The organism is Scytonema hofmannii PCC 7110 (assembly GCF_000346485.2).
Taxonomy (GTDB): domain Bacteria; phylum Cyanobacteriota; class Cyanobacteriia; order Cyanobacteriales; family Nostocaceae; genus Scytonema; species Scytonema hofmannii.
Genome location: NZ_KQ976354.1, coordinates 154772 through 177989, shown reverse-complemented (window position 1 = coordinate 177989; position 23218 = coordinate 154772). Strand labels below are relative to the sequence as shown.

The following is a 23218-nucleotide window of genomic DNA, read 5'->3' as shown; positions in this document are numbered from 1 at the left end:
GAAAATGAGTGTAACTAAGAAGGCTATTGCCAAAAGCGATCGTCAACCAATTCAAAATTTATCATCAGCCATAAAATCCCTTATCTATACCTTGAACGGGCGATGGCATAGACGAGCCATGCAAGTTTTTATGCTTGTTATCCTGGCTCATTTACTAGAACACTTTTTCCAGGCATACCAGGTTTACGTTATGGGTTGGTCTCGCCCTGATGCACTCGGTGCTCTAGGGTTCATATATCCGTGGCTTGTGCGCTCGGAGTGGTTGCACTATGGGCATGCACTTTTTATGCTGGTAGGGCTAGCTGTTCTACGCCCTGCTATTGTGGGAGAAGCTCGCAACTGGTGGAACATCGCATTTGTTCTTCAGTTTTGGCATCATTTTGAGCACGCTTTGTTGCTAGGTCAAGTACTAATCCATAAAAACTTATTTGATTCTTCAGTACCCACTAGCGTCTTGCAGTTGTGGATTCCTCGTTTGGAAGTTCATCTTTTCTACAACACAGTCGTGCTTATCCCGATGCTGATTGCATTATACTACCACCGTTTTCCACCGGCTCAAAGGGCTTAATTGTGACTAATATTTTAGTTACATTACTCTGCTTTTGTGCAATTTTGGCGGTGCGATTGTTACAGCTACTGACTATGGTTCGCAGTCATCCTTAGCTTCCAGTACTAGCAATCTTAGCGTCTGTAAAGTTTTAAAGGAGATTTCTATGCAGGCAGAGCATTTATTAAGGAGTGCCAATCGCGACAGTACTACCTCGTTACGCTATCAGGCAGTGGAACGAGTTATCTTAGCTATGCATAACTATCTGGATCAAACGCTATCGTTAGAAGACATGGCTGAGATCGCCACACTTAGCCCCTATCACTTCAACCGCATTTTCCACCAAGTTACCGGAATTCCCCCTTCCCAATTTCTGTATGCATTGCGTTTAGAAACAGCAAAGCGGCTTCTTTTGACAACTCAACTGAGTGTAACTGAAGTCTGTTATGAAGTTGGTTACAACAGCTTGGGCACCTTCGTCACCCGTTTCAAACAACTGGTTGGTCTGTCACCTAGTCATCTGCGCCGGTTTGCCAAGCACTTTACCTTGTCTTGCTTAGAACAGTCTGACAAACACCTAACCTTTCAGCCCCGTGTCATCCCACTGAATCCAAGTCTCACTGGTCGGATTGTGACATCTGACGCTTTTACAGGTCTCATCTTCATAGGGCTATTTTCAACCCCAATCCCCCAAAACCGACCTATTTGTTGTACGCTCTTAACTGCACCAGGTCTCTATCGTATTGCTCCCGTACCTGACGGTTGCTACTACGTATTTGCCGCAGCGATCGCAAACTGCAAAGCAGCATCAAGCTACCTGCTGCAAGAGATAGCTTTACATGGGTGTGTTGGTCCACTGGTGGTGTGTAATGGTCAAGTAAACAAACGTCCAGACATCTTGCTAAGACCAAAATTGCTGACCGATCCACCGATTTTAACGGCCCTATCATTCCTTTTTGCTGAACGTTGGGCTACTGATACCAATTCTTGATAAGATTGCACGACTAAATTGAAATTTACATGGACATTCTTTTTCTACTATGGCGTCTTGCTGAAATCAGTTTCTCGTTCATTATTCATTTAATACGCTTAGTTGTACGTTTGGGAATACGAACACTTTTAGACCGTAAACCTAAATTAAACCGCCTACTAGGGGATTTCATTGCTGAGTTGTTAGAGTCGTTAGGCGCGACATTTATCAAAATAGGTCAGATACTAAGTTCACGCCCAGATCTACTGCCATCTGAAATAATCGCCTCGCTAACACGCTTACAAGATCGGGTAGCGCCATTTAATACGCGGAGAATTCCAGGTCTGATTCAAGAAGCTTTTGGTCGTTCCATAAATGAGATTTTTGAGTCTTTTGATTATAAGCCCATTTCTAGTGCTAGTGTGGCTCATGTTCACTGGGCTAGACTAAAGGATGGTACAGAAGTGGCTGTCAAGATTCGGAGACCAGGTCTGCTGAGAAAGGTAAAGAACGATCTGCTTATTATCAAAAGTTTTGCAAAGACGCTCGATCTTTTTCCCATAATGCGACTGATTCCGCTTACCGGACTTGTTGCTGAATTCAGCAAATCAATCGAACTGCAACTTGACTTCACTATTGAGGCAAACAACAATCAGTTATTCCACAAAAACTTTGCTGAAGTCAAAAATATTATATTTCCCAAACTGATTAATGAACTGTGTACTGACTCCGTACTCGTTATGGAGTTTCTAAATGGTCTCATGAAAGTTTCCGAAGTGGACTTTACTCCCATGCAACGTAAAACTAGTGCGATCGCAAGTGTTCGAGCTTTATACAAAATGATCTTCATTGATGGGTTTATCCATGCAGATCTGCATCCAGGAAACATTTATTTCCGAGAAGGAGGTGAGTGTGTCATTCTCGATTTGGGAATGGTAGCAAGCCTCAATGGGTCTGATTTAAAAGACTTCGTTGACTTCTTTCTTGGCATGGTCATCAATAACGGTAAGAATTGTGCTCGTGTTGTTTACGATACAGCAACTTACCGTGCCAAGGATTGTGACCGACAGAAATTTGAAGCTGGAATCGTCCAACTTATCAACGAGCATTCATCTAAGACGGCACGTGAGTTCGAGGTCACCAGCTTCGCAGTCCAACTGTTCAATATTCAACGACAGTTTGGAATTCGAGGATCTACAAACTTTACAATGGCTATTCTTTCTTTAGCAGTGTTTGAAGGCATCGTCAAGCAACTACAGGCTGATTTAGATTTTCAAGGTGAGGCTAGATCTTTCATTTTTCATGCTCTACAAAAAAGCGCTTGTTAGTAAATACCGTTTTGAATCATGAATTACCTACTTACTTACGTGCTTGTGGATGAAGAGAAAGTGGTAGAGGTAAGGCGATGGATGGAATCGATGTGTATACTTTTTTTGGCTTTGGTTGCTGCTTGTCGATCTTCATATTCGCATACTAAACGCGCAATCATTTCAGCGAGCGACTCAACTTTTTCATCAGCACTGTGCATAATATCCAATCATTGATTGCAATTCAAACATAAACATTTTTCAAAGGATGTGCTGTAACGTAAAAAGCGATCGCATTCTTTGAAAATGTTCTCAGCGAGCCAAATATAAACTTTTTCTGAAAATCATTTTTGTTATAAGCATTTTTCAATGCATCATGTTAATCTAGCAGTCCTATTTGTGTAGTAAAAATTATTAACCGCAAAAACACAAAGAGCGCGAAGAAAATTCTCTTTGTCCAGATCCCCGACTTCTCAAAGAAGTCGGGGATCTAATTTTTCACGAATAATTTAGAACTGCTATATATTTTTTTATCTACAAAAAAACACCAGTATATAGGAATCCTAAATGATTTCTGAAAAACTTTAAGTACTGTAGGGTGGGCATTGCCCACCAACTAAAGCTTGCGGTGGGCATTGCCCACCCTACGTATAGTTCAAAAATCAAATAGGAGTCCTATAGCTCTTTAAGATTATTAATACATGATTTTGAGCTTTGTAAACTAACTTATGTAAAAGTTAAGTATTGATTATCAAAAGTTTATATTTTAGTTATTGTATTTATGAATTTTTTTGTAAAAAAAAATTGCAAATTCTGGTGATAGAATCTGCATAGATTTATTTAAATCTATACAACATATATAGCTGATCACATCATAATACGCCTCGGTATAACATTAGAACTCACTTTGAGAAGGAGTGACCATGTTCTCTATCGCGAAATGCAATAGAAAAGTGCTTGAATGGTTGAGTATTGGTTTTTTCGTACTGACTGTTATTATCTATCCGGCTTTGTTGAGTCCCGAACAGTCATCTTTTAGTCCAACTTCGGTAGAAGTTAGCACTAGTATACAGACAGCGAAGCCTCTGGATGTACAACCAGCCATTAAATTTGATATTGCTCAAGCTGCTTATGCATCTAGTGGAGCATCCAAAGGGGGAGGGAAATCAACCGTAATAAACTTCTTTGCTATGGCTATGGGTGCCTTAGCGGGTTTGGTATTATTTATCTACGGTGTAACCCGACTCTCTGAAGGACTCGAAGAGATTGGTACAGATCGGATGAAAGGGTTCTTAAGTAAGTGTACGACTAATCGCTTCGCCGCAATTCTAACCGGAGCTGTTGCCACAACCCTACTCGAATCCTCTTCTGTTACCATCATCATGGTAATTGCCATGGTAAGTGCGGGAGTACTGACATTTGTACAGTCTCTTGGTGTAGTTTTGGGTTCCAATATTGGCACAACAGTAGGCGCACAAATCATCTCACTTAATATAGAGCAGTACGTGCCGTTACTGATGTTTGTAGGAATGTTGGTGCTGTTTATTGGCAAGACAAACACACAGAAAAATCTTGGGATCATTCTGCTAGGCTTTGGTTTAATGTTTTATGGTCTTGAAGCGATCGATGAAGCAATGAAGCCGTTTAGAAACTATCAGCCTTTCATTGACTTGATGCAAACTTTAGGGAAAAATCCATTACTAGGTGCAATCGTTGGGGCAATTTTTACACTGATTATTCAATCTTCTTCTGCAACAGTCGCGATAGTTATCACCTTAGCAAGTTCTGGTTTGATTTCACTCCCTGCAGGTGTCGCTATTATGTTGGGTGCTGAAGTTGGTACCTGTGCTGACACCCTATTGGCTACTGTAGGGCGCGGTCGTTCAGCATTAAGGACAGGATTATTTCATTTTCTATTCAATCTAGTGAGTGCCATCCTAGGAATTATCTTTGCTCCGCTACTCGTGCAACTTGTTTTAGCAATTTCGAGTGGAGCAGGTGTAGGTCGCCAAGTTGCTAATGCTCAGATCATTTTTAACTTAATCGGCGTAGCTGTAGTCATCATGTTTCTGCCAGCGATCGCTCGATTACTGCAAAAATTAGTTCCAGATACCAATGACGATCGGATATTAAGTCCAGAGACAGTACAACCAGCAAGATAAAGCAGATTGTTTGGTGGAATTAGAAGCCGCCTTTTGACAGAAAATTCTAGTTCTGATTCCTTCATATATTCAAATAGGTTGAAAAGAGGATGTTTGTTCAAAATATTCGTATTGCATTGGTTGGCTATATAGCGACTCTGCTGTTGGGAGCATCTGCTTGCAGTAACAATCAGGATAATGATACAACTGCTAGTTTTCCTGAAGCCGTGAATCAGGCGGAAAATGTTAGTTCTACTAGCGCGAGAAATTTGTCAGGCATTATAAAAATAGACGGCTCTAGTACCGTGTTTCCTGTTTCTAAGGTGATGGCACAAGAGTTCCAAAAAGCCAACTCTGGAGTGCAAATTAATGTAGCTTTTTCCGGTACTGGTGGTGGTTTTAAGAAATTTTGTGCAGGCGAAACTGACATTACAGACGCTTCCCGCCCGATTAATGAAGAAGAAGTGAATCTTTGCCAAACAAACAACATAGAATACATCGAATTACCTGTGGCTTTTGATAGTCTCTCTGTTGTTGTCAACGCAAAAAATGACTTCGTTCAGTGTCTCAAAGTGAGTGAACTGAAAAAGATGTGGGAGCCAGCAGCTGAAGGCAAAGTCACTAATTGGAATCAAATTCGCTCTAGCTTCCCCAATCAACCATTAAAGTTATTTGGTCCTGGTAGTGACTCTGGAACTTACGACTATTTCACTTTAGCAACTATAGGTCAAGAAGGAAAAAGTCGAGGTGATTACACCAAGAGCGAAAATGACAATGCTCTAGTCCAGGGAATCTCTCAAGATCCGAATGCACTGGGATTTTTTGGCTATGCCTATTATGCTGCAAATAGAGATAAGCTCAAACTAGTCAGCATCGACAATGGTTATGGCTGCGTACAGCCCAGCGCTCAAACAGTAGCAAATTCGAGCTATCAACCCCTTTCCCGTCCAATTTTTATTTATGTGAAGAAATCATCAGCCATTCGTCCAGATGTCAAAGCCTTTACTAACTTCTATTTAGCGCCAGAGAATGCTAACTTGGTATTACAAGTTGGTTATGTACCGCTACCAAACATCACCCTACAATCAGCTAATTCCCGATTCAACAAAGGTCTTACTGGTTCTGTACTGGGAGGGAAAGGTTCTGTAATCGGTGTAGGACAGAAAGGTCTGCAAGAAAAATAGGGAGTAGGGAATAGGGAGTGGGGAGTGGGGGTAAGAAATTTTTCATTTGTTCTGGTGAAAAATTCGTCATGACCGCTATCTAAAGAATGGGTAATTTGTCATCAATAACAAATTACCTATTTACAATTACCAATTATTGTGATGTTTGAGTCATTTACAGAAATTGATATCGTTGATACTGTCCAAACAGAAACTCCACGATCGCACTTCTTAGTCTGTGGATTAGGCAGTTTGGGTCAGTACTGTGTCGCTAAACTCAAAGAGTTTGGTGTAAGTGTCAGTGCGATCGATATCGCTTTGCCTAGTATTTGGGAAGTTAACAATGTACCAAATTTATTGGAAGAACTCGCGATTGGTGATTGCCGACAACCGGATGTTCTGGCAAGAGCAAAGATTCAACAGTGTCAAGCTGTCTTAGTAGTTACTAATGATGAGAGGGTGAATATAGACACTGCTTTTGCTGTTAGGGTGCTTAATCAACACGTTCGCCTAGTTATACGCTCTTCTAAACAGAATCTGAATGAACTTTTGGCTCAAAGTTTAGGTAACTTTGCGGCTTTGGACGCAACTCAAATAACCGCTTCTGCATTTGCGATTGCTGCTTTGGGCAGTGAAATTCAAGGATTGATCGACCTGAACGAACATTTGCTTTGTGTAGTTAAGTGTCAAATTACTGCCAATCACCGTTGGTGCGATCGCCGTCTTATCTATGAATTGAATAATCGACATCGTCGCGTTCTCAGTCATATTTCTCACACCTCAAAACAGCCTACAGACTTATATCAGTGGGAGACAGATGCCAGAATTCAATTAGGAGATATAGTAACCTATATAGAGTCACAGAGAATAGCTGATTCATCTGCAGCACCAGTCATAAGTTTTTTGCAAACGAAAACAAAACGCAACTTTAGAAAGCTTTGGCAGGAAATTAGCAATCGTTTCTTTGGTCGTAGTTGGCTGGTGATTCTAACTAGATGGTGGCAATCAATGGCTCAACAGCAGACTAAACGAGTTGCCATCATTGTTGGCATTGCCCTGTTAAGTTTGCTGACTCTTGGCACAAGTGTTTTGAAAGCTACTCATCCACAGGAGAGTTGGCTGAGGACTTTGTATGTAACAAGTGTGATGCTACTAGGTTCCTATGACGCTGTATTTGGAGCTCTTAACTCGTCTGACACTACACCATTGTGGATGCGGTTGATGAACTTGGGCTATATGCTCGCAGGTACTGCCTCGATCGCAGTTTTATATGCTTTATTGACTGAAAGTCTTCTAGCAGCAAAGTTCCAGTTAGTCAATAGGCGTCCACCGACTCCGCAAGGAAATCATATTGTCCTGATTGGCTTAGGGAATCTGGGACGGCAAGTTGCTACTTTGTTGCTGCAACTTCAACAGCCTTTGGTAGGAGTCAGCCATACAGCACTAGAGCCGAATGTCTTACCACAGATGCCTTTTGTGCTGGGTGACTTGACAAATGCATTTACCAAAGTGAATCTTGCTACTGCCAAAAGCATTGTTGTGACAACGGATGATGAGATAGCAAACTTAGAAATGAGTTTGATGGCTCATACCACCAATCCAGAAAGCAGTTTGGTCATCCGCACTTTTGATCCCCGTTTTAGTGATAATCTCGCCCAAATCTTGCCAAGTGCCGAAGTTCTATGCGTTTACTCTCTAGCAGCAGAAGCTTTTACCGCAGCTGCATTTGGCGAAAACATCCTGAACCTATTTCGACTTCATGACCAGACTATCCTAGTAGCAGAGTACAATATTCAGTTAAACGATCCTCTCTGTGGATTACTCTTAGCTGAAGTTGCCTATGGATACGGTATGATGCCAGTTCTTTACCACAAATCAACTCAATTTACTGCTGAGTTAATGCCCTCTGATGATACACAACTCAAAGAGGGCGATCGTCTAGTTGTTTTGCAAACGATTAACAGTTTGCAACGGCTAGAACGCGGTGAGATACTACCTCGACTCTGGAAAGTGCAGATTGATAAAGCCCTAACTAAAGATGCTGTATTTGAAGGTGCAAGAACTATTGCCAGAATTTCGGGATGTGGTATAAATGTTGCAGCAGAATTAATGGATAATTTGCCTGGAGTATTGCGGCTCCCTCTTTACAAATTCCAAGCACAACGTTTAGTCAGAGAACTTAATAAAATCCAGATAAAAGCTCATTTGATACCTTTTCCTCATACTGGAGAATCTGATGGTTGAAAATAATAAGCTGTTTGGATGGATTACAATTAACTACTCTTTATAATTAAACAAAACAATGCGGTTATTACGAAAAACATTGATACTTTTAGTTGATAATCATCAGAATGAGAGGTTTATGATATTTGTAGATAAAGTAGAAGATTTTTTTGCTAAAATCCTCTCTCTGGCGATGATAGCAGTGGTTCTATTCGCTATATTAGACCTCGGTATTGTTTTGGCACAAGAGATGCTTATTAAACCACCTATTGGTAGTTTTTCTAGTACATTATTGAAAATATTCGGGCTATTTTTAAACATTTTGATTGCGCTAGAAATTACGCAAAACATTACATCATATCTCAAAAGCCATATTATTCAAATTGAGATGGTCATTATTACTTCCTTGATTGCCGTAGCCCGTAAAATCATCCTTCTCGACTTTCAAAAAATTTCTGACTCAGAACTACTTGCTCTTGCTGCCGCCATTATCGCCCTTTCTATCTGTTATTGGGTTGTGCGACGGACAAATGCTAAATACCCAACCCACTAGAATACCAACTTTTTTGCTAGCTCTGGAAAAATTTACTTGATAGTGTAAACCTGTCTTGTACTAGGTTGTCCAAAAATTGCAGGGCAACTTTTGAAGCCAGAACAGTCGCTCTTGGAGCTAATTGAAGCACATCTTCCACTAAGCCACTGTGGTCTGGTTCTGTATGGCTGACAATGATGTAATCAATTGCCTTCGGGTTAACAAGGCTTTTGAGCGTATTTAAATACTGTTCGCGAAACTTGGTGTGAGCGGTATCAACTAATGCTATCCTGTCACCTTTAATCAGGTACGAGTTGTAAGTCGTACCATTCTGCAATCCAAATTCAATGTCAAAGCGATCGCGGTCCCAGTCGAGACAGCGAATGGCAGTTGTATTAGGGGCTATTTCAACAGTTTGTATAGTTAGCCTTTTTTGGGCGTTCTCTGCGAGCGCAACCATTAATTCTCTCCGAGCATGAATCATCAGTCGTCGTTTCTGCTCTTATTTTGCTCATAATTATTTTTGTAAAGTTGTTAAAGATTTTATTTTCTTGTAAATAGTTTTTGTAGCCAAAGAAACTATTCGCTGGCAATCACTCTTAACTAGTACCGTTTCGCGTTCGTTAAAAGTCACGCGTTCAAAAGTCAAACCCCTTACAGCATAAGATTTTCATCACGGAGTGAATGGTAGCTTTATTTCCGCCGACCTGTACTAGGAAAGTGTTATTCATAATCTTTTTTAGAAAAATATCTTAGCAAATTTTTATTGTCTTTTTTCAATCAAAATTTAGTAAAGACAATATTTTCTGCTAATATTTTGTAGCTAAAAGCATAAAAATAGCAACCCCTGTATCCAATGTAGTATTGATTACGCACAGGGCTATGATATTGTAGCACTTCACCCATTGGTAGCCAATGATTGACTCAAGTACAAGCAATCTGACAATTTCTGAGTTTAAATTTGTTTAAGATTTGTGTGATAAAGAAGCCCTTATTCGTTACAAAAATAGGTTAATTGTCAAGACAATATTACAAAAAATTCAACTTAAATTTACCGTACATTCCAATAAAACGAATGGTGCTAATAATCCCCTTCTTGTCAGCGGAGATTCTTTTCTTGAAGTAGTAAGCATTTGTCATAGTTTAATAGAAAAAGCACACTTGACTATGAGAAATTCCTGATAAATCTCCCATAAATTTATCGAGAAAGTCATGTTTCAAATTCTGTCATAATGTCCTGATTGACTTTTGAAAAAGACCCCATTAACGTATGAAATAAGCCTACTAATGGAGGAATTTACGTATGATGATGATGATGATGAATGAAAACATGACTGCTGAAATGCAAACTTGCATGCAGGCTTGCATGGACTGCCACAAAATGTGTATGGAAACCATGACTCACTGCATGACAAAAAGTGGCAAGCACATGGACATGGGCATGATGAGCATGATGCGTGATTGTTCTGAAATGTGCATGATGGCAATGAATATGATGATGAGTGGCTCTGAGTTCATGCATCGCACCTGTATGCTTTGTGCTGAAATGTGCGAGAAGTGTGGAATGATGTGCGAACAAATGAGCGACGATTCCAAGATGATGGAATGTGCAGCTGCTTGCCACAAGTGTGCTGAAAGCTGCAAGATGATGGGAATGATGCACGCCTAATTCTTTCGACCTAGCAGAAGGCGATCTGCAACCTAATATTCAAGCGCCTGGGCTATTTTTGGCCTGGGCGCTTGACGTTTGATCGGCGATCGGCATATTTTATCTCAAGATTGTTATTAGTTAGTAGGGGTGCAATGCGATCGCGCCCGTACAGTAGTTAGTGGTGAAAACTCAAGACTGTACACCTTCAAACCACTAACAACTAACAACTAACAACTAAGCATAAAAATGAAACATCTAAAATCCCGTTCTCAAGATTTAAGAAATCTGTTTGAAAACAGCATTACCATTGAGTATGTAGCCGAACCCCTCAAAGCAGTTCCAGCAGATGCAGACGTAGCAGAAGTATGGCACTGGATGGTAATGCAAGATTTTGATGTCGTTGGAGTAGAGTCAGAAGGTGCTGTTAGTGGTTATTTAGAGCGGAACAGTCTTAAAGTTAAACAAGGTAAGTGCAGCGATTACCAGCAAGTTTTTCATCCAAAAGAATTGATTGCTATCTCTACGCCTCTGATGAAGTTATTACCTATCCTGCAACAAACTTCCAGACTTTTTGTGCTAGACTGCAACCGCGTCAGTGGAATTGTCACCTGTGGGGACTTGCAAAAAGCACCAGTCAGAATGCTCCTATTTGGTTTGTTAACCCTATTGGAGATGAATCTGCTTCGTTTAGTAAGGCGTTACTATTCCCAAGATTCCTGGCAACAAGTGCTAAAATCAGAAAGGATAGAAATTGCCAGACGGCTGTGGCAAGAGAGTCAAGAAAGAAACGAAGCCACAGATTTACTTGATTACATTCAATTTTGTGACAAGCGAGAATTAGTTTTACATCAACCAGAACTTCTCAAACAGCTTGGGATTAAGTCCAAGCGTTCTGGAGAGCGTTTTTTAAAATCCGCCGAACACTTGCGAAACCGATTAGCTCATGCTCAAGATTTAGTCAGTGGTTCTTCTTGGACAGAGTTGATATCTCTAGCAGAAGCTATGGAACAGTTGTTAGTCCGATGTGAAGATGTTGAATAATTGGTTAGTTGTTAGTTGTTAGTTGTTAGTTGTTAGTTGTTGATGGTCACTGGTCACTGGTCACTGGTCACTGGTCACTGGTCACTGGTCACTGGTCACTGGTCACTGAAGTTCCAGTATACTGTGGTATCCAACCGTCTGCAGTTGTAAAATAGCGTACTGCTTTACAATGTAATGATGCTGCGGGGCTTGACCAATGCTCGACTCTGGCTGGAATGTGGATGTAATCTTGTGATTGAACTAGAAGCTGTACCTGACTGCCGTCAGGACGTACAAATCCGAAAATCATTTCCCCTGCTAGTATGTAGAGGGCTTCAGGAGCAATATGTACATGGTAACGATTATATGTGTCGATCAGCATCTGAAGTTGGGATAACCCAGGATGCAGGGTTAACAAGTCACTCCAAAGATAGTTTCCTTCTGTTTTGAGAAATTCAAAAAGACTGTCATGGATTTCTAAAATATAATCTTTCTCTTTATTCGTCAGGATTTCTTGTGAAATCAAGTCTGGCAAAAATATGGAAGTACCGGGATCGTAGTGTCTGAGGTAGATCCCAAGTGGAGAGAGTTCGCGAGTGATTTCAACTAAATTGCTTTCGACTGTACCGTTTTCTAAAAGTAGACTAGCCATTATATATTTGTTAAATTACTCTAAAAATTATAATAAAATCTGATAAAAAAATCCACCCATACCCGATAGACTATATGCAGTTTTAATCAGTGACCAGTAATCAGTGACCAGTAATCAGTGACCAGTAACCAGTGACCAGTGACCAGTAACAAATAACAAATAACAAATAACAAATAACTGTTAAGCTAGTACAGTGGAACTAGCCAGTGGGATGGAATGTCTGATTTAATTCTGTTTTGGCATCGCCGCGATTTACGCATTTCTGATAATACGGGACTTGCTGCAGCAAGACAAAAAAGCCCAAAGGTTGTAGGTGTTTTCTGTCTCGATCCAAATATTCTCGAACGGGATGATGTTGCTACAGTCAGAGTGACTTACATGATTGGCTGTTTGCGATCGCTACAAGAACGATATGCTCAAATGGGTAGCCAATTACTCATTGTTCATGGCGAACCTACCCAAGCCATTCCAAAATTGGCAGTAGCTTTGGGTGCAAAGGCTGTATTCTGGAATTGGGATGTAGAACCCTATTCTCAAGAACGCGATCGCATCACAATAGATGGGTTAAAGGAAAATGGCATTGAGTTTCTTGAAAAAAACTGGGATCAGCTATTACATCCTCCAGACAGTATACGCACTGGTTCAAACCAGCCTTACACCGTATACACTCCCTTTTGGAAAAATTGGATTAGCAAACCAAAATCATCCCCTGTAGAGACGCGCCATGGCGCGTCTAAACAAAATCTCGGCGATTCTGAACACGATTTGACAGGATTAACAGAAGCCGAACAAGAAATCGCAAAGCAAGCTGGGGCAATAAAACTACCCACTGCAAAAGATTTAGGCAAACAATGGGATGGAGAATTAATCATCGAACCAGGAGAAGCCGCCGCACAAGAACGGTTAGAAGAATTTTGCACCCGTGCTATTGAAGAATATAAAGAACAGCGTAACTTTCCAGCCATCGACGGTACATCCCGACTGAGTGCAGCTTTGAAATTTGGTGTCATTAGCATTCGCACTGTTTGGCAAGCAACTCTAGACGCGTTAAAAAATAGTCGCAGCGAAGAAACAGAAACTAGCATTCGTGCATGGCAACAAGAGTTAGCGTGGCGAGAATTTTATCAACACGCAATGTATAACTTCCCAGAACTAGCAGATGGAGCCTTTCGCCAACCTTTTAAAAACTTTCCTTATGATAATAACGAAGAATACTTACTCGCTTGGTGCGAGGGAAGGACTGGTTACCCAATTGTTGATGCAGCAATGCGCCAAATGAACGAACTAGGTTGGATGCACAACCGATGTCGGATGATTGTCGCCAATTTTCTGACTAAAGATTTGCTCATCGATCCCAGACAGGGAGAAAAATACTTTATGCATAGATTAATTGATGGCGATCTATCTGCGAATAATGGTGGTTGGCAGTGGAGTGCTTCTAGTGGTATGGACCCAAAACCCATACGAATATTCAACCCAGCTAGCCAAACACAAAAATTTGACGCCGAAGGCGAATATATACGGAAATGGGTTCCTGAATTGCGATCTATAGACACAGAATATTTGGTGACAGGTAAAATCACTCCTATAGAACGTCGCGCTGTGGGCTATCCCGACCCGATTGTGGATCACAACAAACAGCAACGACTATTTAAAGAAAGATATCAAAGGCAAAAAGAGGGAATGGTTAGTGGTTAGGGACTTCCAAATAAAAAATATCCCAAAATTTCTTGTGGTGCGGGCGTCCCCGCCCGCCACCAGCATAGGACGGGCGAGGACGCCCATCCCACAAGATGGATAATTTATTTCTTGGAAGTCCTTTAGTAGGGGCGCAAGGAGTTGCGCTTCTATCAATCAGGCGTAGATCTAGGGAACCTGTGACGAATGGAGACAAGATATGTTAATTGCGATAAGCGAACGATTACGGCAATATAGCCGTATCGCAACAACTCACTGATTAGCTCATCTTATGGATACTATTTCTTTTTCTACGTCAAGCACTCTTGATGTTTTGTAATAATATCGTTATATTTATTTACATAAGATAACAAACAAAGAAACGAGCTATGTATACCACTGTTAACGAAGACGGTATCCTCAATAACTACCCAACCGAGCCAAAAATGCAATTTGCTGAATACCCCGCTATTTGGGAGCAGCGTCAATACGTTATTCAAGGCGTGTTTGCTACATTACTTGTCACGACTTTAGTTCTAGTTGCTTTTGCAGCTGGTTAAGACGAGTGGATTTCGCTATCAAAAACTCTTATCGACATTTGGACTTCCCATTCTCACCCTGGCTTGATAGCTGGGGTTTTCCATTGAAAAGGTAATTGTGCAAAACGGCAATGCAAAGGATGAGGCTCTGATTGAAGGGTAGAAAAATTTCTGATGAAGAGTGAGATCTATGTTAATCAATAGGATTTGCCATCGCTACCAAAGTATTCTCGATAGCTGCAAATTTTATCCTCCCGCACATCAAAAGAAACAGCTACCCGATTTTTATAAGGTTCTCCAAATAACTGCCCTTCATCTCGAAATTCAAAAACCACCGTTGTTTCATTGCTTGTCACGCGATCTAATGTCACAGCTAGCCCACCTCTGAAAGCTTCAGCAACATATTGAAAAAATTCTCTTGCTTTTTCTTTTCCCTCATGCAAGCCGTGATATTTCCCCATAGGAAACCAGAAATTAAAGTCATCGGTAACCATTTCTAAAAACTGGTTCCAATCGCCCGTTTCCAAACCGTGCTTAAAGTGTTCAAATGCTTGATGAGCAATTTTTAAAGTATTATCTGTCATAATAACCTGTCACGAATGGATTATGAGTGTAGACTTTTCATGCGTATATTGGGGAAGAAAGCAGCAGCCGCTTTCTTCTATTAATAATAATTATTATTATTTATGTAATGCCTAGAAATTAATTCTTTGGAAGTCCCTTATCAAGTGCAGCCCGGAGACGTGACTGATCTTGCTGAGTAATATCTGGGTTATGCAGTATCCAATAACAGTCCAGGCGGTCATTAGTACGAAATAAAAGTAGTGCTCCACTTTCTGTCCAGAACGGACCGTGTGGAATATGTGCAGGTCGCCAGTAATAGCCGTCTTTGCACATTGCTGTGTAGCGTCTATTAAAAGGATCGTCGTTCATAGACCAATGTCCAAGCACATCTCCACAAATGACATATGCTTCCTCAGTAGTAGGATGACCAGCATAAAAGTTGCCTTCAGTCCACATAGGGACTAGACCGAGAATCCATGTAGCGCGTCCAGTTTTTTTATTGGTATACAGGCTTTTACGCGCTGACCCAGGAGGTAAAAAGGTTGTGCTTTCCCATTTCATTGCGTGGAGTTCTTGCAATGGAACATACTCAGTCATCCGTTCATGGGTCTGCATATTTGGATGATATACAGAATTTTCCGGGATTTGCTGAAGATTTGCGTAATCTTCTGTTATGTAAGTGGGGACGGCATCTGGCATCCACAAAAGAATGGTGTCTTGTTCTGTTTTCCAAGGACCAGTAGGTATGCCAGCCGGGATAAAAGAGTAACTGAGATTGCGTAGTAAAAACCCACCCTGGCAAAGTACACCTGTTAACACAAAAATTTCCACATCCGTAGTAAAGTGACCAACAGGTGCGTTCCAACCCTTTTTCAGGACTACTCGCTGTGTAGATTCACCTGTACCTTCGTTGACGGATAAAACTTGAGCAGTAGCGTGTCGATCGCTAACAAAGTTTTTGACCTCAAACGGCACTTGTGGAAAGTTGAGAACTGAGTTAAGTGACTCTTCACTTTCTACATGTTTGCGCCCTACAGAGATATTTTTGTTCATTTGAATACCCGTGTCTGTGTGTAAAAGATTCACATTATTATGGAGTGAATCTGAGCTTTTATTGTCTTCATGTGCTTTAACCATTTCTGTTTTTAATTTAGTAATTACAGTATGAGAGCAGAAAGCCCATCCTCTTCTAGGATACTATTGGCGAATTGGTTTGAAAACAATGATATAAAAGCTCATAAATTAGCTAAAAATTTCAAAAATGTGAAATCATGAAAATTATTTGTCACCCAGTAGCAGGATACATTGACTTTTACAATGACAGACACGTTAGGATGGCGAAAGAAATTCGGGGTGCTTGCGCCAAGCACGAACACAATCGTCGAACCCGATTTTTACGCGATGGCAGTACGGGGCGTTACGTCTCATATGTCCCGGATTCATATTCGGGATCAGGACTTGAGTAGTAACGAAAAGATGGTGCATATTCGTTAAAATCATCTACGTTACAGATTATAAGTTTTTCGACGCGCTCTGGATATGCAGCTGCCACTTCTCCTGCTATGTAAGCACCCGTGTGGTTTCCCAAAATACTAGCTGTTTTTATACCTAATTCATCTAGAAGCCAGATAACAGTTTTAGCATATTCTTCAACTGAATACATTCGTGGAGGTTTGTCAGAACCTCCTAACCCTAACAAATCCATAGCAATGACACGTCTTTCTCGAGCAAAAATTGGTATTAGCTCGCGAAATTCGTCAATACTTCTGAAATTTTGATGCAGTAAAACCAAAGCAGATCCTTCCCCACTGATACAGTAGAGAATCTGACCATCTTCTGTATCTAAAAAAGCTCGCTTTATTGGTGTGTTCATATAATTCCCCCCGATAAACTTAGGACTGATAACCTTTGAGCATATAGCAGTTTGGCTCTTCAGTACTTGTTATGCTAAAATAACAAGTACTGAAGAGGGAACAGGGAACAGGGAACGGGGAACAGTGAAGAAAGAAACGAAGTTTTCTGTTTGCCTTGCCTGATAACATTTTTGTAAATCTAACAGTTATGGTAAGGAAAAAAGGTATTAAAGCTTTAACGGAAATTCTGGATATAGAAGGGGTAAAAGTCATATCCCATCGGCTTCATGCTGGAATTGGACTTATACTACAAACCGAATCAATTTCTGATTATAGTATTTGCCTACGTTGTGGAACCGTAAGTCATAGATTACATCAAAATCATCGATACATAGTAAAAGACTTACCATTTGGAGAAAAACCAGTTTTTTTAGAAATAAACTTTTATACAATTCAAATGTGAGGTGTGTAAAAAACCTTTTAGTGAAGAATTAGATTTCGTAAGCCGAAAAAGGACATATACAAAAAGATTAGCTCAAAAAATAATACAAGACGTTTTAGAAAACGATATTCACAGTGTTGCATCCAAAGGAATTGTGACGACAGAAGAAATAGAAAGAATGTTAAAAGATGCATCTACAGGATTATCTTCATCAAAACATGACGGATTAAAAAGACTGGGAATTGACGAAATAGCTTTGGTGAAAGGTCATGGAAATTACTGTGCAGTCTTAACAGATTTGGATACATCTAAACCAATTACAATTTTACATGGGCGCACACAAGAAGTCATAAGAGAAATCTTAATTGAATGGGGGAATGATGTTTTAGATAAAATAGAAGAAGTGAGTATAGATTTATGGCAAGGTTATAAAAGTTTAGTGAAAGAATTAATGCCTCATGCACAAGTAGTGGCTGACAGATTTCATGTAATGGTACAGATAAACAAGGAACTAGATACACAAAGAAAGAGAGAAAAAAGTCAAATAGAATCAGTTATAAAAAAAGCGGAATCTCCTCAAGATAAAGCAGACAGTGAAAAAATTTTACAAGGACTTACAAAAAGTAAATATATTTTACTTAAGAATGAAGAAGATCTAAATCAAGTCCAACAAGAGAAATTAATTGAAGTCAAACAAGTTTCTCCTAGTCTAAAAATCATGCATGAATTAAAAGAGGAAATTCGACAAATTTTTGAAACAATAAGTAATTGGGAAGCCGGATTATTTAAACTAGGAACATGGTTATTTAAAGCGAAAAAACATTTTCCTAAGAGCTATAACACAATACTTCGTTGGCTAGATGAGATCGTTGCTTACTTTGATAATAGGACAACAAGCGGAGTTGTAGAAGGTATTAATAACAAACTCAAGCTCATCAAACGCGCTGCTTATGGTTTTAGAAATTTTGACAACTTTCGAATTCGGTGCCTATTAACTTGGCATTTCAATTGCTAACTAAACATTGATGAATTTTGATAATCTTGAGGGTTTTCATGGCAGAGATTAATGATTTTAAAGACTTAAAAATCTGGCAAAAAGGTATGGATATAGCCGAAAAGTGCTATTTTTTGACTAAACCTTTTCCCAAAGACGAGTTATATGGCATGGTACAACAAATTAGGAAATCCGCTGTCTCTATTCCAGCCAATATAGCCGAGGGATATGGAAGAAGATCGACACTTGAATACATTAGATTTCTGAATATTGCTCAAGGCTCGGTTAATGAATTAGAAACACACGTTATTCTATCGCATCGGGTAGGTCTATCTAAACAAGAAGATATAGAACCAATTATTTCTTTGCTACGAGAAGAGAGTCGAATGATTATTGCCCTCATTAAGAAGCTAGAATAACGCTCTCTTCCCTTTTTTCCTTTTTCCTTTTTCCTTTCTTCACTGTTCCCTGTTCCCTGTTCCCTGTTCCCTCTTCAGTACTTGTTATTTTAGCATAACAAGTACTGAAGAACCGCAGTTTTCAGTTTTACAAAGTACGCCTCTTGTATTACGGGTATTTTGTCCGCTTATAATATGGGCAAGATACCTACACTACTAATAGTCGCTCATGATATTGCACAAAAAGCCCGAAACGCTATATTTGCCAAAGAACTGAACACTTACTTAAGGAGCGAGTCTCTGTTTAATTGCTTCAGCCAAATTTTCTAACGGGACTTCTATTTGCTCCCGTGTTTTCAAATCCTTGAGAGCTGCCTTTTGTGCTGCTGCTTCCTCAGAGCCAATAATGACACAAAATTGAATTCCCTGTTTTTCAGCTTGTTGGAATTGTTTACCTAAAGGTCGTTGCTCAAAATTTGTGACAACATTAATTCCTGCTTTCCGCAACGTTTGAGACACATTGAGATAAACTGGCATCAAGTCCTCTTGCACATTCACCACTATTACCTGAGTTGGAGTTGCTGCGAGTGGGTTCAAAATACCAGCTTTTAACAAACGGCTCATTAAGCGAGTTAAACCAATAGAAATTCCTACTCCAGGCATTTTTTCGCCTAAAAATACTCCCACTAATTCTTCATACCTACCACCGGAACAAATACTTCCTAGCGCTTCATGTCCTACTAAACTTGTTTCGTAAACAGTTCCTGTATAATAATCAAGACCGCGAGCAATAGATAAATCAAGACAAAAACGATTTTCCGCAACTCCCAGATTGCGAACACCGGAAATCACCGTTTCTAACTCTGTAACTCCCAAGTTAAATATCTCAGCTTCTTGTGCCGATTGAGCTAAGTATTTAAGTTTATCTAATACTTCATCAACGGAACCTTTAATATTAATGAAATCAATAATTTTTTGAGTTTGCTCTGCTAAAACTCCTTCTTTTTCAAACTCTTGTATAACCTTCGCTTCCCCAACTTTTTCTAAAGTATCAATAATACCGATGCAAGATTTAATTTTCTCTGCTTCCACCCCCACCGAGCTAAAGAATCCCGTGAGAACTTTACGATTATTAATACGAATAAGGAAATCACCAATGTTAATCGCATCAAATATCTCAGCAATAATAGCAGGCATTTGAGCATCATAAAATAAACTGAGTTCACGACGCCCTACAACGTCTATATCACATTGCCTAAACTGACGAAATCGTCCATCTTTTGCCCTCTCCCCTCGAAACACAAGATCCATTTGGTAACGAGCAAATGGAAAACTCAAATCATTAAGGTGACGAGCAATATATGCTGCTAGAGGAACCGTTTGGTCAAATTTTAAAGCTCTTGCTTCCGAGCCTGTCTCTCCTGCCTTATCCTTTTCTGCTTGTCGGTTTGGTGGTAAGATAGGATTAATACCGTAAATTATATTGTCACCTTGATTGCCTTTTGCTTGTAAAACTTCCAAACGTTCTACAGCTGGAGTTTCTATAGGTGTAAATCCATAACTTTCATAAACTTTTCGGATTGTATCGAGTAAGTATACTTCCAAACGTTTCTCACCGGGAAGAAATTCAGGAAAACCGCTAGGGGTCGAAAAGTTAATTTTTTCAGATTTTGCCATACAAATTTTTTTGATTATCCAAGTGTTAAAACTCCCGACGGTATATCAACTACTAACCGTCTATCTTTGAGCCACTGACGACCAAGTAAAACTTCTGTTAATCCTGTACCAATATGGACTGGAATATCAAATTCTTTTTCCTCTATTCTCACTTTTCCAGCATAAATATCAAATTTTGTTTCTCCCCTTGCCATTAACATATCTCGCTCACCTATTAAAATCCAATCAAGACCATCCAAATCTTGTTTATCAATTGCTAACCAGCCAGAAAAACCTGTATCTAGCATTGCATCTACAGTCAGTTCTAATTGATCGCTAGCAATTAACTGAATTTCAAAGAATAACTCGTCCACATCGCCAAATCTGCCCTCAATCATATTGTCCCCGATACTCCTGTTTCATTAATCCTAAACAGGAAAAAAATGTTATTTGGATGCTTTTGACGAGACATATTCATCGCAACTATTTCATCTTTATCAATAAAATAATCTCCACTCTCCGGTTCAACTGCCATGTACCAGTTATAGTGAGTTTTAACTAACTCTGGTTGAACTCTGTCAAAAATCACTTTACAGCGTTGATAAAATGCTTCCTGTCTGGCTCTCCATTGAGCTATTTGTTCTTCTGTCCACTGAATTTCAGGAAATATTCTTCCCCGACGTGCTGTCCGCAAAGGTTTAGTATCAGTCATAATTGCTCTTCAACTTCTAATTTAAAGGAACTCTTGTATCATTGTTGCATATTCTGTAAATCTTTGCCTACTTCATGAGAGCAAGGTTTTGCTTGTTTCAACGCAACCGTTCTTCTTGAATCAAAGTCCGTTGGAAGAGTTGATGATTTTTAAACCAATGCCAGGTGCGGAAACGGTAGTTATTGCAGGGGCTGAGATTAATCATTTCATATAAATACATATCCGGTGCAGTTTTATAAGAAAACCACAAAATAATTGTTGCATTGTCAACTTCCCAAGCTTTCCCATCAATACGGTCTGTATTAAACCATAATGCTTTGTCTCGATAAGTCCCTGGAAACTGATGCTCTTCTTGTTTACCATTAGACCACTTGTAACGATTAATTTGATAGTAGGAATAAGCATCATCTTCTGGAAACTGACAGGTCAAATGCGACTCATGCTTGTCGATAATTTTTCCTTCTACATCAACCACTGTGTACGTACCTACCCAATCTCCTTCATGACGTACCAGAACAGGCATTTCTTCGCGAATAAGTGACATGATAAAGCTCCTTCAATTTTGGATTTTGGATTTTGGATTTTGGATTGTTCTACTAACAACTAACCACTGTACGGGCGCAAGGCCTTGCGCCCCTACTAACCACTGTACGGGCGCAAGGCCTTGCGCCCCTACTCCCTACTCCCTACTCCCTACTCCCTACTCCCTACCCCCTATTTAAACCACCAAGGGTCACTCATAGAGTTAGTTTTCACCAAAAATGCTTTTTTTCGCATAAAACGTGTCAGTGCTGTTGTTCCCATACGCGAACCGCCTAAACCAGAAAACTTAAAAGAATTTTTCTCTCCCTCATGCACCAAAGCAGTGAGAGCAGCATCATTAATACTAATACCACCTGCATCTATATGACGGGCAACTTCTATCGCTTCTGCATCTGAGCCTGCAAAAACGGCTGCACTCAATCCGTAGATAGAATCATTTGCCAAAGTTATTGCTTCTTCAACTGTGGAAAAGGACATTACGGGCATAATCGGACCAAATGTTTCTTCAGTCATAACCTTCATACCATGGTTAACTTGAGTGAGAACTGTAGGACAACACCACCAACCTCCACCATGGCTCTCAATTTCACCGCCACAATGCACAACAGCGCCTAGTTCTACTGCATCTAACAGATGGTCGCTAACGATCGCAGCCTGTCTTTCTGCAATAATAGGACCAATTTCTCCGCTATCGGCTGTGGGATAAGCTAACTTAAGACGTTGCGCTTTGTCTACAAGTTGTTTCACGAATGGTTCCATTATAGATTCAGCAACATAAATTCGCTCAATGGATTGACAAGACTGTCCGGTATTCACGACCGAACCCCACAAAATTGCTGATGTTGCCAAATCTAAGTCAGCGGATTCTAAAACAATTGCTGGGTCTTTCCCTCCCAATTCCAGAAAAGCAGGTATAAAGTATTTTGCTGCAATTTCGGCAACTTTTCGTCCTGTTTCTACACCTCCCGTAAAACAAATTAAATCTACATTCTCTATCAGAGCCGCTCCGGTTTCTGCTGCTCCTTCTACAAAAGTTAATACATCTCGTAACTTTGGAACGTTATTGAGTGCAGCTAATAGAGGTGCAACAAACCGAGGTGCTATCTCACTAGGTTTAACGATGACAGCACAACCAGCTAACAAGGCGGGAATAGTATCAATTGTTGAAAGTAATAAGGGAAAATTCCACGGGCTAATGACACCGACTAAAGGATAGGGAACTGCTGTTTGCTGTAGTTCAATAAAAGGAATAGCTGTATTTTTTGGCGATTCTTGGAGCAGTTCTGGAGCTAGTTTACACCAGCGATCGATACTAGAAAGGAATGAATCAATTTCCATAACTGATATTGATAACCTTCCCGTATCATTCACCAAAGCCTCAGTCAGTTTCTCTCGTCCAGATAATATGACTTGCTTCCACTGCTGAAGGGCTTCGATTCTACCTTCTATACTAAGCTGTTGCCAATTTTTTTGCGATCGCCGCAAGCGACTGCATTGCTGTGCGAGTAGCTTTGCTGGTGGCGGTATAATTACATAATCAAATTTTCCAGTCCGAGGATTGCGGACTTCTATTGCTTTTGACATAATAATTTTGTTAGTTGTTAGTTGTTAGTGGTTGGTTGTTGGTGGTTGGT

22 protein-coding genes and 3 pseudogenes are annotated in these 23218 nt (G+C 40.1%); 13 read left to right on the top strand and 12 right to left on the bottom strand.

Annotation, left to right across the window (positions count from 1 at the left end):
* Positions 1-4 precede the first annotated feature (4 nt).
* From WA1_RS00825 to WA1_RS00815, 3 genes are all read left to right on the top strand, one after another.
* On the top strand, positions 5-568 hold the full coding sequence (locus WA1_RS00825) for a hypothetical protein (protein ID WP_017742126.1): 564 nt from the start codon (positions 5-7) through the stop codon (positions 566-568).
* 145 nt (positions 569-713) lie between these two features.
* Positions 714-1538, top strand: coding sequence for a helix-turn-helix domain-containing protein (locus WA1_RS00820; protein WP_017742127.1), 825 nt, complete (start codon positions 714-716; stop codon positions 1536-1538).
* Positions 1539-1567: 29 nt separating this feature from the next.
* Complete coding sequence (locus tag WA1_RS00815; RefSeq protein ID WP_017742128.1) at positions 1568-2845, top strand: ABC1 kinase family protein; 1278 nt, start codon at positions 1568-1570, stop codon at positions 2843-2845.
* Between the two features lie 35 nt (positions 2846-2880).
* Here WA1_RS00815 and WA1_RS56510 read toward each other — a convergent pair whose 3' ends face one another.
* Positions 2881-3045, bottom strand: coding sequence for a hypothetical protein (locus tag WA1_RS56510; RefSeq protein ID WP_158516576.1), 165 nt, complete (start codon positions 3043-3045; stop codon positions 2881-2883).
* Between the two features lie 702 nt (positions 3046-3747).
* On the opposite strand from WA1_RS56510, the gene WA1_RS00810 reads away from it, so the two are divergent.
* From WA1_RS00810 to WA1_RS00795, 4 genes are all read left to right on the top strand, one after another.
* Positions 3748-4986: a Na/Pi cotransporter family protein gene (locus WA1_RS00810; RefSeq protein ID WP_017742129.1), complete on the top strand. Its 1239-nt coding sequence runs from the start codon at positions 3748-3750 to the stop codon at positions 4984-4986.
* A gap of 89 nt (positions 4987-5075) precedes the next feature.
* Positions 5076-6149: a PstS family phosphate ABC transporter substrate-binding protein gene (locus tag WA1_RS00805; protein WP_017742130.1), complete on the top strand. Its 1074-nt coding sequence runs from the start codon at positions 5076-5078 to the stop codon at positions 6147-6149.
* 141 nt (positions 6150-6290) lie between these two features.
* Positions 6291-8372: a potassium channel family protein gene (locus WA1_RS00800; protein ID WP_017742131.1), complete on the top strand. Its 2082-nt coding sequence runs from the start codon at positions 6291-6293 to the stop codon at positions 8370-8372.
* Positions 8373-8430: 58 nt separating this feature from the next.
* Positions 8431-8904 carry a phosphate-starvation-inducible PsiE family protein gene (locus WA1_RS00795; protein ID WP_017742132.1) on the top strand — a complete coding sequence of 158 codons (474 nt, stop codon included), beginning with the start codon at positions 8431-8433 and terminating at the stop codon, positions 8902-8904.
* 43 nt (positions 8905-8947) lie between these two features.
* On the opposite strand, the pseudogene WA1_RS00790 reads toward WA1_RS00795, so the two are convergent.
* A pseudogene (locus WA1_RS00790) lies at positions 8948-9343 on the bottom strand (oxygen-binding di-iron domain-containing protein); the annotation flags it as partial.
* 846 nt (positions 9344-10189) lie between these two features.
* Here WA1_RS00790 and WA1_RS00785 point away from each other — a divergent pair.
* Both WA1_RS00785 and WA1_RS00780 read left to right on the top strand, forming a co-directional pair.
* A complete protein-coding gene (locus WA1_RS00785; RefSeq protein ID WP_026134512.1) occupies positions 10190-10552 on the top strand; it encodes a four-helix bundle copper-binding protein in 363 nt (120 codons plus the stop codon).
* A gap of 228 nt (positions 10553-10780) precedes the next feature.
* A complete protein-coding gene (locus tag WA1_RS00780; RefSeq protein ID WP_017742135.1) occupies positions 10781-11575 on the top strand; it encodes a CBS domain-containing protein in 795 nt (264 codons plus the stop codon).
* A gap of 88 nt (positions 11576-11663) precedes the next feature.
* Here WA1_RS00780 and WA1_RS00775 read toward each other — a convergent pair whose 3' ends face one another.
* Positions 11664-12206, bottom strand: coding sequence for a hypothetical protein (locus WA1_RS00775; RefSeq protein ID WP_017742136.1), 543 nt, complete (start codon positions 12204-12206; stop codon positions 11664-11666).
* 216 nt (positions 12207-12422) lie between these two features.
* On the opposite strand from WA1_RS00775, the gene WA1_RS00770 reads away from it, so the two are divergent.
* Positions 12423-13904, top strand: a complete 1482-nt coding sequence (locus WA1_RS00770; RefSeq protein WP_017742137.1) for a cryptochrome/photolyase family protein — start codon at positions 12423-12425, stop codon at positions 13902-13904.
* Here WA1_RS00770 and WA1_RS56505 read toward each other — a convergent pair.
* Positions 13894-14100 (bottom strand): hypothetical protein, encoded by a 207-nt coding sequence (locus WA1_RS56505; RefSeq protein WP_158516575.1) that lies wholly within the window; start codon positions 14098-14100, stop codon positions 13894-13896. The genes WA1_RS00770 and WA1_RS56505 overlap by 11 nt on opposite strands.
* A 172-nt stretch (positions 14101-14272) precedes the next feature.
* Here WA1_RS56505 and psb34 point away from each other — a divergent pair, with 172 nt between their 5' ends.
* Positions 14273-14443: a photosystem II assembly protein Psb34 gene (psb34, locus tag WA1_RS54490; RefSeq protein ID WP_017742138.1), complete on the top strand. Its 171-nt coding sequence runs from the start codon at positions 14273-14275 to the stop codon at positions 14441-14443.
* Between the two features lie 176 nt (positions 14444-14619).
* Here psb34 and WA1_RS00765 read toward each other — a convergent pair whose 3' ends face one another.
* The 3 genes and pseudogenes from WA1_RS00765 to WA1_RS00755 form a co-directional block, all read right to left on the bottom strand.
* Positions 14620-15006: a nuclear transport factor 2 family protein gene (locus tag WA1_RS00765; RefSeq protein ID WP_017742139.1), complete on the bottom strand. Its 387-nt coding sequence runs from the start codon at positions 15004-15006 to the stop codon at positions 14620-14622.
* Between the two features lie 118 nt (positions 15007-15124).
* Positions 15125-16123 carry a DUF4437 domain-containing protein gene (locus WA1_RS00760; RefSeq protein WP_017742140.1) on the bottom strand — a complete coding sequence of 333 codons (999 nt, stop codon included), beginning with the start codon at positions 16121-16123 and terminating at the stop codon, positions 15125-15127.
* Between the two features lie 349 nt (positions 16124-16472).
* A pseudogene (locus tag WA1_RS00755) lies at positions 16473-16859 on the bottom strand (alpha/beta fold hydrolase); the annotation flags it as partial.
* Positions 16860-17047: 188 nt separating this feature from the next.
* Between WA1_RS00755 and WA1_RS00750 the strand changes: the two are divergent.
* Both WA1_RS00750 and WA1_RS00745 read left to right on the top strand, forming a co-directional pair.
* Positions 17048-18296: pseudogene (locus WA1_RS00750) on the top strand (ISL3 family transposase).
* 38 nt (positions 18297-18334) lie between these two features.
* Complete coding sequence (locus WA1_RS00745; RefSeq protein ID WP_017750197.1) at positions 18335-18694, top strand: four helix bundle protein; 360 nt, start codon at positions 18335-18337, stop codon at positions 18692-18694.
* 264 nt (positions 18695-18958) lie between these two features.
* Here the strand turns inward: WA1_RS00745 and hisS are convergent, their stop codons facing one another.
* From hisS to WA1_RS00720, 5 genes are all read right to left on the bottom strand, one after another.
* Positions 18959-20350 (bottom strand): histidine--tRNA ligase, encoded by a 1392-nt coding sequence (gene hisS / locus WA1_RS00740; protein ID WP_017742142.1) that lies wholly within the window; start codon positions 20348-20350, stop codon positions 18959-18961.
* A gap of 14 nt (positions 20351-20364) precedes the next feature.
* On the bottom strand, positions 20365-20727 hold the full coding sequence (locus WA1_RS00735; protein ID WP_017742143.1) for a hypothetical protein: 363 nt from the start codon (positions 20725-20727) through the stop codon (positions 20365-20367).
* Positions 20724-21041, bottom strand: coding sequence for a hypothetical protein (locus WA1_RS00730; RefSeq protein ID WP_017742144.1), 318 nt, complete (start codon positions 21039-21041; stop codon positions 20724-20726). Before WA1_RS00730 ends, WA1_RS00735 begins: the two co-directional genes overlap by 4 nt.
* A gap of 97 nt (positions 21042-21138) precedes the next feature.
* Positions 21139-21585 carry a DUF3598 family protein gene (locus WA1_RS00725; protein WP_017742145.1) on the bottom strand — a complete coding sequence of 149 codons (447 nt, stop codon included), beginning with the start codon at positions 21583-21585 and terminating at the stop codon, positions 21139-21141.
* A 170-nt stretch (positions 21586-21755) separates the two neighbouring features.
* Positions 21756-23168, bottom strand: coding sequence for an aldehyde dehydrogenase family protein (locus WA1_RS00720; RefSeq protein WP_017742146.1), 1413 nt, complete (start codon positions 23166-23168; stop codon positions 21756-21758).
* Positions 23169-23218 lie beyond the last annotated feature (50 nt).